We start from the raw sequence: 18,684 nt of genomic DNA on the forward strand, positions 1-18,684 counted from the left end.
CAAAATGGAGAAAAAGGACAGTATCTCTTTTCTATCAAAAATGTTGATGCTATGGTAGCTGCAATTAGGAATTATGCTGAAACAAAACAATTGCCCAATAAATCATTTGATTTTGAAGTACAGACCATAGATGAAACACTTGATTATATTCTGGAGCATCAATCTTCAATAGCTCGATTTGGTGATGGCGAGGCTGCAATCATGCTAGGCCAATCTATTAATTACCAGAAATATGACCCTAATCTTGCCGAAGAATTGAAATTTATTTTTAATCAAGAGAGTAATCCTACATTAGTTATTGGTTTACAAGAAGGTTTAAAAAACCGTTTCTCTTTTGTTCCAGATGCTCTAGCTTTTTGGAGACAATATTTAGAAGATTATGAGGAATTTTATCTAGAGTATTGTAAAAATCCTTGGTACGGCTCAACTTTTATTTCCAGACCTTATATTGATTTTTTAGATAAATCAAAAGCAAAATCTCAATTTGAAAAGTTGAAAAAACTATGGGAAGGAAGAGATATCCTTATCGTAGAAGGATATACTTCTAGATCTGGGGTAGGAAATGATTTATTTGATGGCGCCAAGAGTATCAAGCGAATTATTTGCCCATCTCGCCATGCTTATGATAAGAAAAATGAGATAATGGAAGAAATACTGAACCATGCTGATGGACGTTTAGTTTTGTTAATGCTAGGTCCTACAGCTAAAGTTTTAGCTTATCAACTTGCTACCAAGGGTATGCAGGCCATTGATATTGGACATGTCGATTCTGAGTATGAGTGGATGCAGATGGGGGCTGAAAATAAGGTTTTATTACACAATAAACATACTGCAGAGTTTAATCTAGATACAGAAATAGAATTAGCAGATGATGAAGCATATTTGAGTCAGATTGTTGTTGACTTGAGTACAAAATAGTATAAATCATAAATTTCGGAGGAGAAATGACACCAGAAAGAATTGCAATCGTTTTGATTGCTGACCAAGCTTATACAGAACAATTAACTGTGACCATGAAATCTATCATGTATCACAATAAATCAGTTGATTTCTATATCATCAATCAAGGTATTATGCCAGATTGGTTTAGAAAAATGAGACGTATAGTGAGAAATTTGGGAGGGGAACTTTACAATATTCCCTTTGATATGGGATTGATTTCAAATGAGTGGAGAACGCAAAATCATATTAGTCCGATTGCCTATGCTAAGTATTTTATTCCTCGTCTTGTTGATAGGGAGAGAGTGCTTTATCTAGATACAGATATTATTGTTAATGGTAGCTTAACCTCTTTTTTCTTAACAGATTTAAAAGGCTTTCCAGTAGCTGCTGTACGTGATGTGGATGGTAGTTTTAATACTGGTGTTATGCTCATTGATAATCTACAATGGAAGGAATTGTCAGTTTCAGATAAATGCTTAGAATTATCTGAAGGCGAGAAAAGCGAACATTGGGAATTAGAACATTTTAATGGAGATCAGACAATATTGAACTCTGTTTTTCAGGATAATTGGTTGGAGTTGGATAAGCGATTCAATGTTCAGGTTGGTCATGATATCGTAGCATTTTATAGTAACTGGCAAGAGCATTTTTGTATGAAGGATAGTCCTCTTATTATTCATTACACAACTTATAGAAAACCATGGAATAGTTCAACATCATACAGATATAGAGAAAAATGGTGGGATTTTTATAATTTAGAACTTTTCCAAGTTTTAGCTCATCATCTAGGGGAATTTTCTTTACAAAAAGAAAAGCAGGGATTGGATTTCTTTACATTAACAGGAACAGAACAATTTGAAGGAATTGAACATTTAGCAAGTAGTTTTCCAGAACATCGCTTTCATATAGCTGCTTATACAGAATTTGGATCGTGGTTAAGTGCTCTGGGCCAAAGAGATAATATTTATCTACATCCTCAGTGTGTCCCAGCTACTTTTGATCAATTATTAGAAAATATGGATGCTTATCTTAATATCAATCATGGGGATATAAATGAGACAATTTTAGAAAGAATGAGTGAGATGAATAAGCCTATTTTTTCATTTTATGCTACTCATAAAGGGAATGTACCTCAATATCTTTTTCTAAGACAGGAGTTAGAAAAAATGGAGGATGCGATCCGTTTATTCTCTGAAATTGGAGCCGATAAATTTCATCAAACATTTAAACAAGAAGAATTATTTGATATTTCAGTTATGTCTATAGATGAAACCTTGGATCAACTATTGGAAACGGAACAATCTCTTATTCGTTTTGGAGATGGAGAGATTCATATTATGAATGGTTATGATATAGGATTCCAAGAGTATAATGAAGAGTTATCTAATAGTATGAAGGACATTTTATTGAATGCAAGTAATGAAGATATATTAATTTGTATGCCAGAAGTTTTTGAAGCTTTTACAGGAAATTTTCCTCAAGATCATAACTCTGAGGTATTCTGGAAGAGGGAATTAGATGCTTTTGCACCATTTTTTAGAGTATATTGCCAATCAAAAAAGTATGGTTCGGCTTTTATATCAAGGCCTTATATTTACAACAAAGATAGGAGTCGTGCTTTTGAACAATTTGAGAAAATGAAACAGTTATTTGAAGGCAAAGACTTACTAATTGTAGAAGGAGCGACTTCACGGTCAGGTGTTGGAAATGATTTGTTTGATAAATCAAATTCAATTAAGCGTATTATTTGCCCCTCTCATAATGCTTTTTCGAAAATTCAGGAGATACGAGAAAAGATTTTAGAGCATGTAGAGGAACGTTTGATTTTATTAATGTTAGGCCCAACAGCTAAGGTCTTAGCTTATCAATTATCTCAATTAGGACATCGTGCTTTAGACCTTGGGCATATTGATTCGGAGTATGAATGGATGAAGATGGGAGCAGAAACTAGGGTGCAGTTACAACATAAGCATACTGCAGAATATTATTCTGATCAAGAAATTGAACTGATTGAAGATGAAGATTACAATCAGCAAGTTGTTGAAGATTTATCTAAATAGTGAGGAAGGTATATATGAATTTTCCATTAATATCAATTATTATCCCTGTCTATAATGTTGAAGAATACATAGCACATTGTATTCATAATATTTTATCGCAAACCTATAGTAATTTGGAAATTATTATTGTAAATGATGGTAGTTTAGACGATAGTATAAGAATTGCAAAAGAATTGACCAAAGACGATTCACGTTTTATCTATATTGATAAGGAAAACGGTGGACAGTCGGATGCACGAAATGCAGGATTAGATATTGCCACAGGTGATTATATATTTTTCTGTGATCCGGATGACTTTATGTTTGAAAAAAGTATTGAAAACTTATACTATGCTAGTGTTTTGACAAATGCTGATATTGTTGTAGGGTCATTTTGCCGATTTGATGAAGGGATGTTTTATTTTTATCCATTCCCAAAAGAAGAACTATTGCATCCAGTGAGCTCTAAGGAAGCCATTATGGGAATGGATGATGAGGAAGATTATACTCTTCTTCGTTATTCGGCTGTATGGGGTAAGTTATTTAAAAAGAATTTGTTTGAGACAATCCGTTTTCCTAAAGGAAAATATGCAGAAGATCAATTTATCATGTGGAAATTATATCTTGCAAGTAAAGTGATTGTTCGTTATCAGTCAGATGTCTATGCCTATAGGATGAATTACAAGGGATTGACGCAAAATTATAGTCTATCTCACTTGGATTTTATTGAGGCGATTGAGGAGCGTATTCATACCTTAATGGAGATGCCAGAATTAGATTATCCTATGGAATTAGCACTTAATCAGTATAAATTTGCTTTGAAGAGAAATCTTTCTATGTTGGAAGGGAAAGGTTTTATTAAAGAAGAAGCGGAATTACGAGAAAAAGTGGAATATGCTGATAAAGGGGAGTATCTATTTTTAAAAAATATTAGAGAGTAAGATATGGAAAATCAATTAATTAGTGTTATTGTACCAATATATAATGTTGAAAACTATCTTCGGCAATGTTTAGACAGTATTTTAGGACAAACTTTTACAAATTTTGAGGTACTTCTGGTAAATGACGGATCTCCTGATTCTTCAGGGGATATTTGTAGAGAGTATGTTGAAAAAGATAGTCGCTTTCATTATTTTAAAAAGGAGAATGGGGGATTATCTGATGCTCGTAATTACGGGATTGAGAGAGCTCGGGGAGAATATTTAACTTTTATTGATTCGGATGATTTTGTAAATGAAAAACATCTTGAGAATTTGTTTTTGGCAAGTAGATTGACTAATGCCGATATCACGATAGGAGGATTCTCTCGTTTTGAGAATGGAACTTTCTGGCTATACCAGGATCGCTTTTCTAGTGATTCTCTGGTATCATTTACGAGTGCTCAAGCTATTCAACACCTAGATTCCATGTTTGATGTTCCCTTTTTAAATTTTTCTATCGTTTGTGGAAAATTATTTAAACGAGATTTGTTCAAGGAACTTCGTTTTCAGTACGGAAAGTATGCAGAGGATCAATTTATTATATGGAAGTTGTATTTGAAGGCTCGTAGTATATACACCTTTAACGTCGATTCGTATGTATATCGTATTAATAATACTGGAATGTCGAGTGTATTTTCTTTAAAACATTTAGATTATATTGATGCATTAGAAGAAAGAATAAAATTTACTAAGGATATTGATGGTATCGATATCGGTCTTTCTTTTAATATGTATCGTTATGTTCTAAAGAGAAATCTAGACCAGTTAGAGGAGCATCAATTTCTAGATGAGGCATCTCAGATCCGTAGAAAATTAGAGTTAGCGGAACGAGAGGAGTACCCGTTTTTATTTGAGGAATCTTATAGTGATATGGGAGGTTCTGAGGAATTAATTAGTATTATCGTTCCTATTTATAATTCTGGACGGTATTTACGTCAGTGTTTGGATAGTATTATTAATCAAAGTTATAAAAATTTTGAAGTTCTTCTTATTAATGATGGATCAGTGGACGATTCTGCAATGATTTGTAAAGAATATGTAGAAAAAGATTCTCGAATTCGCTATTTCGAAAACGAGAATGGTGGTGTTTCTTCGGCTCGTAATTTTGGAATCAAGCATTCGAGGGGTGAGTACATTACATTTATTGATTCAGACGATTGGGTTGAACCGAATTATTTAGAGATTTTTTACAAGACAATAAAAGAGAAGGACGCAGATATAATAGTTGCAAATTATTGTACTTTCCGTGAAAATGACGCAATGTTTTTATTTCATGTTGCTGAAACAAATGAAGCTCTTGTATTTCAACCTGATGATGCTTTTTTTAACTATATGTTTTCAACCTTTGGTACAGATATTTCGTGGGGAAGTGCTTGCAGTAAATTATTTAAAAAATCCCTATTTGAACGCCTTTATTTTTCAGAAGACATATCTTGGGCAGAAGATTTTGATTTAATGTATAAATTGTTTTTAGTTTCGAAATGTATTGTCTATCTTTATAAAGCTCCATATTGTTATCGTGATCATGGTGATAGTGCCTCTAAAGTCCCAGGGGAAGAACCTATTCGTCAAAGCTTGAAAGTTTCAGAAGATCGTTTATTAAATCTTGCTTTGGCTGGAATTGACTTAACGCAAGCTAGAGAGCATCATATCGGTTTATTACAGTGGATGAAGTATAATATGGGGACAGTATGGAATATGTCCGATACAGTCACCTATAAAAAAATAGAGAATCAATTGTGGTTGTTAAATATAGTTAAACAAAAAGAAAAGAATATAGATGAATATTAATAGTTTTAAAGAGGAATAGCAAGAAAGCGAGATATGAATTGAAAACAGAAATAATATCAATCATTATACCAGTGTATAATGTAGAGAATTATCTAAGATCGTGTTTGGATAGTGTCCTATCACAAACTTATAAGGATTTTGAAGTTCTGATGGTAAATGATGGCTCAACAGATGGCTCAGGAGCTATCTGTCAAGATTTTGTAGAACGTGACAGCCGCTTCCACTATTTTGAAAAGGAAAATGGGGGATTGTCTGATGCTAGAAACTATGGACTTGATAGAGCTAAGGGACATTATATCACTTTTCTAGATTCGGATGATTTTCTCTTTGAAGATTATTTAGAGAATTTATACTACGCTAGTCGGTTAAGTGACTCAGATATCACAATAGGAGGGTATTGTCGATTTGGTGACTCGAATTTTTACTTCTATAATGATCGTTTTAAGAGTGATTCATTGGTAGCATTTAAAGATTTTCAAGCTATTCAATATCTAGATTCAATGCTTGATGTTACATTTATAACCTTTTCTACCGCTTGGGGAAAATTATTTAAACGAGAGTTATTCAGTGAGCTCCGCTTTCCCTACGGGAAATACGCAGAGGATCAATTTTTAATCTGGAGATTGTATATGAAAGCTGATAAAATTTATGTTTTTAATGGAGCTTCCTATGTTTATCGTATGAATCCTTCAGGATTGTCTAATATTTTCACTCTCAAGCATTTAGATTATATTGATGCTCTTGAAGAGAGAATAAAAGATACAAAAGATATTGAAGGTATAGAGATTCAGAATTCCTTTAATATGTATCGCTATGTGTTACAGAGAATATTAGGGCAATTAGAAGAACATGATTATATTGATGAGGCAAAGGAAGTACGTAAAAAATTAGAGTTGGCTGAACAAGGACAATATCCATTTTTGTCAGATGAAGTTAAAGAGATTGAAGTAGAAAATGATGGAGAACTAATTAGCATTATCATTCCTATTTATAATACTGATCAGTATTTACGTCAGTGTTTGGATAGTATTATTAATCAAAGTTATAAAAATTTTGAAGTTCTTCTTATTAATGATGGTTCAGTGGACGATTCTGCAACGATTTGTAAAGAATATGTAGAAAAAGATTCTCGAATTCGCTATTTCGAAAAAGAGAATGGCGGAGTATCTTCAGCACGAAATTTAGGATTGAAAAATGCAAAAGGTAATTATATTACTTTTGTAGATTCAGATGATTGGGTTGAAGAAAATTATCTAGAAGTACTGTATAATGCTCTTAAAGAAAATAAGGTGGATGTTGCCATTTCAACTCATAAAGATTTTAATATGGATGATGATTTGTACTATTTACCATTTTATTCGGAAGAACAATTACATATTTTGGATATTGGAAAAGTAGCTAGAGATGAATTCTTAGAACTTTTTCCAGAACTATCTTCTGTTAGTCATGACTTTAGTTGTGTTGCTTCTAAATTGTTCAAGGCAGATTTAGTAAAGAACCTGTTGTTTGATGAGTCTGTTAATTACGGGGAAGATTTAGATTTCTTTTTTAGTATGTATTTAAAAGTTTCCTCTGTTTTTTATGTGAACAAACCCACTTATATTTATAGGCAACATCAACAGAGCGCCTCGAATAATTGCTTAGAATCACATGCTATTTCTGAAATCAGAATATATGAGAAAATATTAAAAAAAATTATGGAATTGCATATTCCAAATTATCACTATATAGAGAGATTTAAAATGATTTTATATTTTAGATTGGGACAATTTCCTAACTCTCAAATGTTGAAATCTTATGAGTCCTCTGTTTTAGAAAAAATAGGTACTGTAACGTACTCTCAACCTTTGATTAGTATTATAGTACCAATTTATAAAGTAGAAACTTATCTTCGAATGTGTTTAAATAGCATTGAACATCAAACCTATTCAAATATAGAAGTTTTATTGATAAATGATGGCTCACCAGATGCATCCGGAGAGATTTGTCAAGAATATGTTACCAGAGACAGCAGATTTCACTATTTTGAAAAAGAAAACGGAGGCCTATCTGATGCACGAAATTATGGCATAGCTCGTGCAAAAGGGAAATTTCTTACTTTTATAGATTCAGATGATTGGGTTGAACCAACATATATTGAAGATATGTATCAAGTCGCTCTAGATAATGATTCTGAAATCGTTGTTTCAAACTATAACCGATTTGATGTTAAAGAAAACCATTATTTAATACATGTAGGGGATGACTATTATGAAGAGAACTATGAAGGGGAAGAATTGATTAATGAACTCCCTTTGTTGGAACGACGCGATTATGCTTTTACAACGAGTTGGGGTATTCTTTTTAGTCAAAACCTATTTAATAATATTGCGTTTCCAAAAGGGAAAATTATTGAAGATAGTCGAACCAATTATAAATTGTTCGCAAAATCTTCACGTAGTACCTATATTCATAAAGCACTATATAATTATCGCATTGGTGGCGAGAGTATAAGTAGCCAAGTGAATGAAAAAATTCTAGTAGATGTCTTGGAGTGTGTATTAGAACGATTGGCTATCTATACCATAAAGGGATGGAATAGTTTTGACGAAAAGGAAAACACTTTAGGATATATAAGACAGGGTTGGGAAGCAGCAAAAGAAGCTGGTTTACAAGACACTGAAATTTTTAGGAGATATACGGAAATACTAGATCTTATAGATAATAATTAAAAGAATTAGGGATGTCCATTGAGCTGATAGTGTATAAAATAATCTATTTGATTCACTAAAGTATCCCTTCTCCGTCATTTCGCTAAGGGAGTTAGAAGCAGATTTATTCTGCTTTTTTTGTTATAATGGTAATGTGAAAAATCAATAAAAAAATCTCAAAATACCTAATGGTATATTGATTATAAATTATTCAGTAGAAATAGACTAGAAACGAGTTTTAGAGAGTAGGACCAAACATGAAAAGTATTTTTTCATCTATCACAGTTAAAAAAGGGCTAGCAACATTATTTTTTATATTCATATTTATAGCAGGAAGTAGATTGACCCTCCCTTTTGTAGATATGAATAATAGGGAATTTTTAGGAGGGACTGCTGCTTACTTAGCTTTTTCCACAGCAATGACAGGTGGAAATTTGAGAAGTTTATCCTTGTTTTCAGTAGGATTATCTCCCTGGATGTCTTCGATGATTTTATGGCAGATGCTTTCTTTTTCAAAAAAATTAAATCTGACATCTGGAGCTATTGAAATACAAAATAGAAGGCAGATGTATTTAACCTTGTTTATTGCTTTGATTCAGGCATTAGCTATTTCGTTAAATCTCCCAATTCAGTCCAATGTACCTAAAATGTTGGTTATCGTCCTTAATACCTGCCTTTTGATAGCGGGTGCTTTTTTCTTGGTGTGGTTATCAGACATCAATGCAACTGTAGGTATCGGTGGACCTATGATTATTTTATTGATTGGAATGATTTTAAACATTCCTCAAGATTTGATTGAAACATTTCGAACTGTTCCCATCCCTTTTTTTGTTTTAATTGGTTTGATTGTTATGGGAATTGTTTTTACTTATCTAGTAGCTCTCCTGTATCGTGCTCGTTATCGTATAGCAGTTCATAAGATTGGCCTACATAATCGTTTTAAGAGATATTCATATTTTGAGATTATGCTTAATCCTGCTGGAGGGATGCCTTTTATGTATGTAATGACTTTTTTGAGTTTACCAACGTATGTATTGTTGTTGTTACAGACGATTTTTCCGAGCAATCTAATTTTCACTGAAATTTCATCTCAGTATACAATGGGTAAACCATTGTGGATTTATATGTATATGATTATTCTTTTTATTTTTAGTATAGCCTTTGCTTTTGTAAATATGAGTGGGGAACAAATTTCAGATCGAATGAAGAAATCAGGAGAATATATTTATGGAGTCTATCCAGGTGAAGAAACGAGTCGTTTCATCAATCGATTGGTTCTTAGGTTTTCTCTTATTGGTGCTGTGTTTAATGTAGTGATGGCGGGAGGGCCTATGCTATTTGTATTGGTTGATGAGAAACTACTTAGATTGGCAATGATTCCTGGTTTGTTTATGATGTTCGGAGGTATGATTTTTACAGTCAGAGATGAAGTGAAAGCTCTGAGATTAAACGAAACTTATAAACCATTGATTTAGGAGGGTGTCATGTATTATTTTATTCCAGCTTGGTATGGTTCAGAACGTCAGTGGCATGCGGATATAATTCCTTGGTACCATTCACAATTTCGCTTCGAATTTGATGATACCTTTAATCAAATTCGTCTCTTTCAAAGACAAGGCATATCATCTCGCTTATTAGTGTTATCTTATCAACCACATTTACGTTATTTTTTACATAGACATGGTGTTTTAGAGACAGATGTCTACTCTGTTTTTGATGATATGCAAGATTTCTATGGACTGCACACTCAAGTTCTTCATATTGGAGATATAGAGTGGGATAGTGATTGCCAATTTCTTTATAGTCCCTTTGCTATTATCGTGCAAAAAAAAGGTAAAAAATATGCTCAGGTAGAGCATGGTGTTGAGGGCTTTATTAGTGAGATTCGGTATTTTGATCCAAATGTTCAGATTAGCAAGCGCTATATCATGGATGACAGAGGATTTGTATCCAGTGTAATCTATTTTGAGGATGGACAAGCTATTTATCAAGACTATCTGGATCCTAAAGGAATTTGGCGATTTAGGGAATATATTCAAGAGGAAGGTAGAATAGAGATTAATCCGATTTTTGCCTATCGATTTAAATTGCTTAACTATCGAAATATGGAGCATTTGGTGACAGAATTTTTTGATAAATATTTGAAAAAAAATCAGAAAAAGCAAGATATTTTTATCATTCCGTCGCATCCTTACCATGATCAGTTTATCTTTGATCATATTCCAAGTACTAATCCTAAAATTTTGAGTCTCTTTATCAATCGTAATTCACAGAATGCCTTTAGAGAGTTATCAGTATCGGTTGATCGAGCTAGCTTAGTCTTAGTGGATAGAGAGGATAGTTTACAACTTTTGCAGGAACTATATCCTGAACTTTCTAATAAATTTTATCATCTCTCTCCTTTTGATACACGTTTACGTCTGGGGCGAAGTCAAACAAGAAAAGAGTCTATTATTTACTATCAACTTTATTTCAACGAAGAAATTGATAGGGAAGCATTGACTCAAGTTTTGTTATTTATTGCTGAAACTAAAAATACAGAAATCATTTTCGGAGCTTTCTCAGCTAGCCAGAAACAAATGGATGATGTGGAGTCTCTTGTTCATGAAATTATTCAAGAGAAAATTCATACTGATAGTTTAGAAAAAGGAATAGACTATGGAGATGCGGAAAATCCTTTAGAAGAAAATCAAGAGCAGGAACTACGTTTTCAATTTGTCAATATGAATGATGAGTTGGATTTGATTAAGACATTAGAGTTTGTTCGTTTGATTGTGGATCTTAATAAACAACCTCATCTCTATACTCAAATAGCAGGTATTAGTGCAGGAATTCCTCAGATTAATCGGGTTGAAACCGTTTATGTAGAACATTTGAAAAATGGCTATTTACTTTCAGATGTGACAGAGTTTTCAACGGCTGCACATTACTATATAGATAGATTGAAAGAATGGAACCAGGCCTTGATTTACTCTATTGATAAAATCAAGGAACATACTGGTCACCGTTTCTTAGATAAATTGCATCACTGGATTGAGGAGGTTACTAATGTCAAAGGACTATAAAATCCTACAGATAGGGATTGATAATTGGGCTCATCATTACGATATTCCTGAAAATATGGATTGGTATTATTTCTGTCCCAACTCACCGCTAGCTCTTTGTAAAATGATGGAAATGAATAGCATCACAAACTTTCATGCAATTTTGGTAGAGGATGGTCAGTATATAAGGGATTTATTGCCATTTATTCACCATATAGAACCCTATACTTTACTTTATAGTCAAGATTTTAAAACGACCGATTTGGCAATTATTGATTTATTAAAGAAACGGTGCGCTCAAGCTATAGACTTCTCAGATCCTCAGCAATTAGTGAATGATTTATCCACCTCTCTTTTTGGTGGAGGTTACGGCGATAAATTATTTCCATCAACGATACAAATTCGTTCAAGTTTTCGAGGGACTATCTCTTATCAGGGATTCGACAATGTAAATTTGGAAGGGAATTTTGGAGATAGTTTCCAACAAATAGCTTACTGGCCAGATAATTTTATAGTTTATAAAAATTTCCCTATAGAATTATGGTTGGAATTTGAAAAGCAAGGAAACTGTGAATTTCGTTTTGTTATCCGTAAGATATGGGCTGGAGCTGTTGATGATTTTTTTGAAGAAAAAATCTATAATGAAAGTGAATTAAAAAAAGCAATAGTCGTAGATAATGAAGAGATTGATGTTTTTTTATCTGTATCAATCGAGGCACGTGGTTGTGGAAGTTTGACGCTAGGGAATTTGCACCAACGTTGGAGTCGCAGACAGTTTGGTAAATTTTTCCTAGGAGGAAATATTTTACATGACAAAAATCGTGACGAAATAAACTACTTCTTTCATCCAGGGGATTTCAAACCACCTTTGGCGGTCTACTTTGCTGGGTATCGTCCTGCCGAGGGATTTGAAGGATATTTTATGATGAAAAATTTAGGCTGTCCTTTCCTTTTGTTTTCTGATCCTCGTTTGGAGGGTGGAGCCTTTTACTTAGGTAGTGAAGAATTAGAGAATAAGATTAAGGAAACCATTCAATATTATTTGGATTATCTTGGTTTGACATCTAAAGATTTAATTTTATCAGGCTTATCAATGGGAACTTTTCCATCGCTCTACTATGGAGCCGCTTTTGAACCGCGTGCAGTTATTGTTGGGAAGCCACTAGCTAACATTGGGACTATTGCAAGACGTGGGCGTTTAGAGGCTCCAGGGGTATTTAATACCAGTTTTGATGTTTTGAAGCATCAGACTGGTGGAGTTAGTTATCAGCATATGGATGATTTGGATCAGCGTTTTTGGAATACATTTAAAAAGGCTGATTTTACACAGACAACTTTTGGGCTCTCCTACATGAAAGATGAAGATATGGACAGCAGAGCCTACGATCAGTTAGTAGAACATCTTTGCTATACAGGAGCCAAAATCTTATCCAAGGGAACATCTGGTCGACACAATGATGATACTGCTACAAATGTGGCTTGGTTTCTACATTTTTATAGTATGGTATTGGGCTCGGAGTTTGGAAGAGGTGACAAATGATTATCAATCAAAGAGAAAATATTCCTTGGGGAGAGGTTAAGGGAACATTTATGTATGGTAGCAAAGTGACTTATCATGAGGATAAACATATTAGTCTATATAATCCCTTGGTACCATCAGGAGAAATCTTAAAAACATGGTTTTCCAGTGTGAACTATCAAGCCTTTAGAACTCAACCCAGTCTTCCCTTACTTAAAAGAAAACAGGATTATCAATTATGTATGAATTTTGAATGCCATCCTATAAATGGAGTCTATATAAAGATTGTCTTTTTTGATAGATATGGGGATGTGATTGAAGAGAAAATTGAAAAAATGAAAGTCTTTGATTTTACCTATCCTGATGATACCTATACCTACCAAGTCTCCCTTCTAAGTGCTGGTTTTGAGTCCTTAGATTTTTATTCTTTTTCTATTAAGGAGATGAATCGTGTTTAAAGGTTTATATCAAGATTTCCAACTTCGGAAAGTCAAAAGGATTTTAAGAAAGATTAATGTCCTTAAAGGAAAGATGGAGTCTCTATCAGACCAAGAACTAGCGGCAAAAACAGTGGAGTTTCGCCAACGTCTTGCTAAAGGAGAGACGGTAGATGATCTTCTAGTGGAAGCTTTTGCAGTTGTTCGTGAAGCGGATAAGCGAGTACTGGGAATGTTTCCCTATGATGTCCAAGTCATGGGAGGGATCGTTATTCATCAGGGAAATGTTGCTGAGATGAATACTGGTGAGGGAAAAACCTTGACAGCCACTATGCCTGTCTATCTCAATGCCCTGACAGGGAAAGGCACCATGCTGATTACCACCAATGACTATCTAGCCAAACGTGATGCCGAAGAGATGGGACAAGTTTATCACTTCTTAGGCTTGACAATTGGGGTACCTTTACCAGATGATTCTAAAGATGAGCTAAGCGTGGAAGAGAAGAAAAAGATTTATGAATCTGATATCATTTATACGACTAATGGAGGTTTAGGGTTCGATTATTTGGGTGACAATCTTGCCTCCAATGAAAAGGGAAAATTTTTACGTCCTTTTGATTATGTCATTATTGACGAGATTGATGATATCTTATTGGATAGCGCTCAGACACCTCTTATTATTGCAGGTGCCCCTCGGGTTCAGTCTAATCACTACGGTATTATTGATACGCTGGTAACGACTTTGGTAGAAGGGGAGGACTATATCTTTAAAGAGGAGAAGGATGAGGTCTGGCTCACTACCAAGGGAGCTAAAGCTGCTGAAAGCTTTTTAGGAATAGATCATTTTTACAATGGAGAACATGCAGTTTTTGCTCGCCATTTAGTTTATGCAATCCGAGCCCATAAGCTTTATACAAAAGATAAAGACTATGTCATTCGTGGTAATGAAATGGTATTAGTAGATAAGGGAACGGGGCGTTTAATGGAGATGACCAAACTACAGGGAGGTCTCCATCAGGCTATTGAGGCAAAGGAACATGTCAAATTATCTCCAGAAACACGGGCCATGGCCTCTATCACCTATCAGAGCCTTTTTAAGATGTTTAATAAGATCTCTGGTATGACAGGTACAGGTAAAGTTGCAGAAAAAGAGCTTCTGGAAACTTACAATATGTCTGTAGTGCGCATTCCAACCAATCGTCCTAGACAACGGATTGACTATCCAGATAATCTATATATCACTTTACCTGAAAAAGTGTATGCGTCTTTGGAATACATCAAAGAATACCATGTTAAGGGAAATCCCCTACTCGTTTTTGTAGGTTCAGTTGAAATGTCTCAACTTTATTCGTCACTCTTGCTCAGAGAGGGAATTGCCCATAATGTTTTAAATGCTAATAATGCGGCGCGTGAGGCTCAGATTATCTCCGAGTCAGGTCAAATGGGAGCTGTTACAGTGGCAACTTCTATGGCAGGACGTGGTACGGATATCAAACTTGGTAAGGGAGTCGCAGAACTCGGTGGCTTAATTGTTATTGGAACTGAGCGGATGGAAAGTCAGCGGATCGACCTGCAAATTCGTGGCCGTTCTGGCCGTCAGGGAGATCCTGGTATGAGTAAGTTTTTTGTATCCTTGGAGGACGATGTTATCAAGAAATTTGGTCCATCTTGGGTTCACAAGAAGTATAAAGATTATCAAGTTCAAGATATGACTCAACCGGAAGTATTGAAAGGTCGTAAATACCGAAGGCTAGTCGAAAAGGCTCAGCATGCCAGTGATAGTGCTGGACGTTCGGCACGTCGTCAGACTCTAGAATATGCTGAGAGTATGAATATTCAACGGGATATGATCTATAAAGAAAGAAATCGTCTAATAGATGGTTCTCGTGACTTAGAGGATGTTGTTGAGAAAATCATTGCTAGCTACATAGAGCAAGTGACTTCTTCAGAATATGAAAACCGAGAGTTACTCTTCCACTTTATCGTTACCAATATTAGTTTTCATATTAAAGAGGTTCCAGATAATATAGATGTGACTGACAAAACTGCAGTTCGTAGCTTTATGAAGCAGGTGATTGATAGAGAACTTTCTGAAAAGAAAGAATTGCTTGAGCAACATGGTTTGTATGAACAGTTTTTACGACTTTCTATGCTCAAGGCTATTGATGACAACTGGGTAGAGCAGGTAGACTATCTACAACAGTTATCTATGGCTATCGGTGGTCAATCTAATAGTCAGAAAAATCCAATCGTAGAGTACTATCAAGAAGCCTATGCAGGCTTTGAAACCATGAAAGAACAAATTCGTGCGGATATGGTGCGTAATCTCCTGATGGGCTTGGTTGAAGTCACTCCTAAGGGTGAGATTATGACCCATTTCCCATAAAAAAGAGGAAAATATGACAATTTACAATATAAATTTAGGACTTGGCTGGGCTAGTAGCGGTGTTGAATACGCCCAAGCTTATCGTGCTGGTGTTTTTCGGAAATTAAATCTGTCCTCTAAGTTTATCTTTACAGATATGATTTTAGCCGATAATATTCAGCACTTAACAGCCAATATTGGTTTTGATGATGATCAAGTTATCTGGCTTTATAACCATTTTACAGATATTAAGATTGCACCTACTAGCGTGACAGTGGATGATGTCCTGGCTATTTTCGGCGGTGTGGAAAGTCGTAGAGAAAAGAATGGTAAGGTCTTGCGTGTCTTCTTTTCTGACCAAGATAAGTTTGTAACCTGTTATTTGGTTGATGAGGACAAGGACTTGGTTCAACATGCCGAGTATGTCTTTAAAGGAAAACTGATTCGTAAGGATTACTTTTCTTATACGCGTTATTGTAGCGAATACTTTGCTCCCAAGGATAATGTTGCAGTCCTATACCAAAGAACTTTCTATAATGAAGACGGAACTCCGGCCTATGATATCTTGATGAATCAAGGGAAGGAAGAAGTTTATCGTTTCAAGGATAAGATTTTCTATGGGAAGCAAGCCTTTATGCGTGCCTTTATGAAATCCTTGAATTTGAACAAGTCTGATTTGGTCATTCTCGATAGGGAGACAGGCATTGGACAGGTTGTTTTTGAGGAAGCACAAGCAGCGCATTTAGCGGTAGTTGTTCATGCGGAGCATTATAGTGAAAATGCTACAAACGAGGACTATATCCTTTGGAACAACTACTATGACTATCAGTTTACCAATGCGGATAAGGTCGATTTCTTTATCGTATCAACTGACAGACAGAGAGAAGTTCTGCAAGAGCAATTTGCCAAATACACCCAGCATCGTCCAAAGATTGTTACTATTCCTGTAGGAAGTATTGATGCATTAACTGAGTCAAGTCAGGGACGTAAGCCATTTTCATTGATTACGGCTTCGCGTCTTGCCAAAGAAAAACACATTGACTGGTTGGTCAAGGCGGTCATTGAGGCTCGTAAGGAAATACCTGAATTGACCTTTGATATTTATGGTAGCGGTGGAGAAGATTCTCTGCTTAGAGACATTATTACAACTCATCAGGCGGAGGACTATATCCAACTCAAGGGGCATGCGGAACTTTCGCAGATTTATAGCCAGTATGAGGTCTATTTGACGGCTTCTACCAGTGAAGGATTTGGTTTGACCTTGATGGAAGCTATTGGTTCAGGTCTACCTCTAATTGGTTTTGATGTGCCTTATGGTAATCAGACCTTTATAGAAGATGGGAAAAATGGTTATTTAATTCCAAGTTCATCTGACCATGTAGAAGATCAAATCAAGCAAGCTTTTTCAACTAAGATTTGTCAATTGTATCAAGAAAATCGTTTGGAAGCTATGCGTGCCCATTCTTACCAAATTGCAGAAGGCTTCTTAACCGAAGAAATTTTAGAAAAGTGGAAGAAAACAGTAGAGGAGGTGCTCCATGATTGAACTTTATGATCGTTATAGTCAGGAAAGTCGAGATTTACATGAAAGTCTCGTGGCTACTGGTCTTTCTCATCTTGGAGTGATCATCGATGCAGACGGTTTTCTGCCTGATGGTCTGGTCTCTCCTTTTACTTATTATCTAGGATATGAAAAGGGAAAACCTCTTTATTTTAACCAAGTTCCTGTTCCAGCTTTTTGGGAAATCTCAGGAGATAATCAGTCTGCTCGTATTGAAGATATGACACAGGAGAGAGCCGTCATTCATTATGCTGATGGTTTGCAGGCCCGCTTGGTTAAACAGGTAGATTGGAAAGACTTGGAAGGTCGAGTACGTCAGATTGACCACTACAATCGCTTCGGAGCTTGTTTTGCTACAACGACCTATAGCGTAGATAGCGAGCCGATTATGACGGTTTACAAAGATGTCAATGATCAACAAGTTTTACTTGAAAATCAAGTGACGGGTGATATCTTATTGACTTTGCCTGGTCAATCCATGCGTTACTTTGCAAATAAGGTTGAATTTATCACCTTCTTTTTGCAAGATTTGGAAATAGATACAAGTCAGCTTATCTTTAATACCCTAGCGACTCCTTTCTTGGTTTCTTTCCATCATCCAGATAAATCTGGCTCAGATATCCTGGTTTGGCAGGAACCTCTCTATGATGCTATTCCAGGCAATATGCAGTTGATTTTGGAAAGAGCTGATGTGCGTACTAAGAAAATCATCATTCCCAATAAGGCGACTTATGAACGTGCTTTAGAGTTGACTGACGAGAAATACCATGATCAGTTTGTGCACTTGGGTTACCATTACCAGTTTAAACGCGATAATTTCCTAAGACGAGATGCCTTAATCTTGACTAATTCAGATCAGATTGAGCAGGTAGAAGCAATCGTAGAAGCCTTGCCTGACGTCACTTTCCGTATCGCAGCGGTGACAGAGATGTCTTCTAAGGTCTTAGACATGCTTCGTTATCCTAATGTGGTCCTTTACCAGAATGCTAGTCCGCAGAAGATTCAGGAGCTGTATCAACTGTCGGATATTTACTTGGATATAAACCACAGCAATGAGTTGTTGCAGGCGGTGCGTCAGGCCTTTGAGCATAATGTGTTGATTCTTGGATTTCATCAGACGGTGCACAATAGACTTTATATCGCTCCAGAACATCTATTTGAAAGTAGTGAAGTTTCTGCTTTGGTTGAGACCATTAAATTGGCTCTTTCAGATGTTGAACAAATGAATCAGGCACTCGGCAAACAAGGCCAACATGCAAATTATGTTGACTTGGTGCGATATCAGGAAACCATGCAAACTGTTTTAGGAGGCTAAC

General features: G+C 35.4%; 12 protein-coding genes. All 12 read left to right on the forward strand.

Features of this window, described 5'->3' with window-relative positions; translation table 11 throughout:
• Positions 1-51 precede the first annotated feature (51 nt).
• The 12 genes from ACAM22_RS02040 (at position 52) to gtfB (ending at position 18,683) form a co-directional block, all read left to right on the forward strand.
• Entirely contained in the window at positions 52-918 is an 867-nt protein-coding gene (locus ACAM22_RS02040) for an SP_1767 family glycosyltransferase (RefSeq protein ID WP_369607012.1), read from the forward strand.
• A 26-nt stretch (positions 919-944) separates the two neighbouring features.
• Positions 945-3,002, forward strand: a complete 2,058-nt coding sequence (locus ACAM22_RS02045; RefSeq protein ID WP_369606865.1) for an SP_1767 family glycosyltransferase — start codon at positions 945-947, stop codon at positions 3,000-3,002.
• A 14-nt stretch (positions 3,003-3,016) separates the two neighbouring features.
• Positions 3,017-3,922, forward strand: coding sequence for a glycosyltransferase family 2 protein (locus tag ACAM22_RS02050; RefSeq protein ID WP_369606866.1), 906 nt, complete (start codon positions 3,017-3,019; stop codon positions 3,920-3,922).
• 3 nt (positions 3,923-3,925) lie between these two features.
• Positions 3,926-5,752, forward strand: a complete 1,827-nt coding sequence (locus ACAM22_RS02055; RefSeq protein ID WP_369606867.1) for a glycosyltransferase family 2 protein — start codon at positions 3,926-3,928, stop codon at positions 5,750-5,752.
• Between the two features lie 71 nt (positions 5,753-5,823).
• Complete coding sequence (locus tag ACAM22_RS02060) at positions 5,824-8,463, forward strand: glycosyltransferase family 2 protein (RefSeq protein WP_369607013.1); 2,640 nt, start codon at positions 5,824-5,826, stop codon at positions 8,461-8,463.
• 236 nt (positions 8,464-8,699) lie between these two features.
• Positions 8,700-9,917, forward strand: a complete 1,218-nt coding sequence (gene secY2, locus ACAM22_RS02065) for an accessory Sec system protein translocase subunit SecY2 (protein ID WP_369606868.1) — start codon at positions 8,700-8,702, stop codon at positions 9,915-9,917.
• A gap of 9 nt (positions 9,918-9,926) precedes the next feature.
• The gene (gene asp1 / locus ACAM22_RS02070; protein ID WP_369606869.1) at positions 9,927-11,507 is read left to right on the forward strand and encodes an accessory Sec system protein Asp1; all 1,581 of its coding nucleotides are present in this window, start codon (positions 9,927-9,929) and stop codon (positions 11,505-11,507) included.
• A complete protein-coding gene (gene asp2, locus ACAM22_RS02075) occupies positions 11,491-13,026 on the forward strand; it encodes an accessory Sec system protein Asp2 (RefSeq protein WP_261077491.1) in 1,536 nt (511 codons plus the stop codon). The genes asp1 and asp2 overlap by 17 nt, the downstream gene beginning before the upstream one ends.
• Positions 13,023-13,463 (forward strand): accessory Sec system protein Asp3, encoded by a 441-nt coding sequence (asp3, locus tag ACAM22_RS02080; protein WP_369606870.1) that lies wholly within the window; start codon positions 13,023-13,025, stop codon positions 13,461-13,463. The genes asp2 and asp3 overlap by 4 nt, the downstream gene beginning before the upstream one ends.
• Positions 13,456-15,828, forward strand: a complete 2,373-nt coding sequence (gene secA2, locus ACAM22_RS02085; protein WP_369606871.1) for an accessory Sec system translocase SecA2 — start codon at positions 13,456-13,458, stop codon at positions 15,826-15,828. The genes asp3 and secA2 overlap by 8 nt, the downstream gene beginning before the upstream one ends.
• Positions 15,829-15,841: 13 nt before the next feature.
• Positions 15,842-17,353 carry an accessory Sec system glycosyltransferase GtfA gene (gene gtfA / locus ACAM22_RS02090; protein WP_000158475.1) on the forward strand — a complete coding sequence of 504 codons (1,512 nt, stop codon included), beginning with the start codon at positions 15,842-15,844 and terminating at the stop codon, positions 17,351-17,353.
• The gene (gene gtfB / locus ACAM22_RS02095) at positions 17,346-18,683 is read left to right on the forward strand and encodes an accessory Sec system glycosylation chaperone GtfB (protein WP_369606872.1); all 1,338 of its coding nucleotides are present in this window, start codon (positions 17,346-17,348) and stop codon (positions 18,681-18,683) included. The genes gtfA and gtfB overlap by 8 nt, the downstream gene beginning before the upstream one ends.
• The last annotated feature ends 1 nt before the right edge of the window (position 18,684 follow it).

The organism is Streptococcus sp. SN-1 (genome assembly GCF_041154385.1).
GTDB lineage: Bacteria > Bacillota > Bacilli > Lactobacillales > Streptococcaceae > Streptococcus > Streptococcus mitis_CT.

What these genes read in the sequence shown, in the direction of transcription:
- asp2 (WP_261077491.1), top strand. Translation starts at nt 11,491, where the DNA reads ATGTCAAAGGACTATAAAATCCTACAGATAGGGATTGATAATTGGGCT.
- ACAM22_RS02050 (WP_369606866.1), top strand. Translation starts at nt 3,017, where the DNA reads ATGAATTTTCCATTAATATCAATTATTATCCCTGTCTATAATGTTGAA.
- asp3 (WP_369606870.1), top strand. Translation starts at nt 13,023, where the DNA reads ATGATTATCAATCAAAGAGAAAATATTCCTTGGGGAGAGGTTAAGGGA.
- gtfB (WP_369606872.1), top strand. Translation starts at nt 17,346, where the DNA reads ATGATTGAACTTTATGATCGTTATAGTCAGGAAAGTCGAGATTTACAT.
- ACAM22_RS02040 (WP_369607012.1), top strand. Translation starts at nt 52, where the DNA reads ATGGTAGCTGCAATTAGGAATTATGCTGAAACAAAACAATTGCCCAAT.
- ACAM22_RS02055 (WP_369606867.1), top strand. Translation starts at nt 3,926, where the DNA reads ATGGAAAATCAATTAATTAGTGTTATTGTACCAATATATAATGTTGAA.
- ACAM22_RS02045 (WP_369606865.1), top strand. Translation starts at nt 945, where the DNA reads ATGACACCAGAAAGAATTGCAATCGTTTTGATTGCTGACCAAGCTTAT.
- gtfA (WP_000158475.1), top strand. Translation starts at nt 15,842, where the DNA reads ATGACAATTTACAATATAAATTTAGGACTTGGCTGGGCTAGTAGCGGT.
- secY2 (WP_369606868.1), top strand. Translation starts at nt 8,700, where the DNA reads ATGAAAAGTATTTTTTCATCTATCACAGTTAAAAAAGGGCTAGCAACA.
- asp1 (WP_369606869.1), top strand. Translation starts at nt 9,927, where the DNA reads ATGTATTATTTTATTCCAGCTTGGTATGGTTCAGAACGTCAGTGGCAT.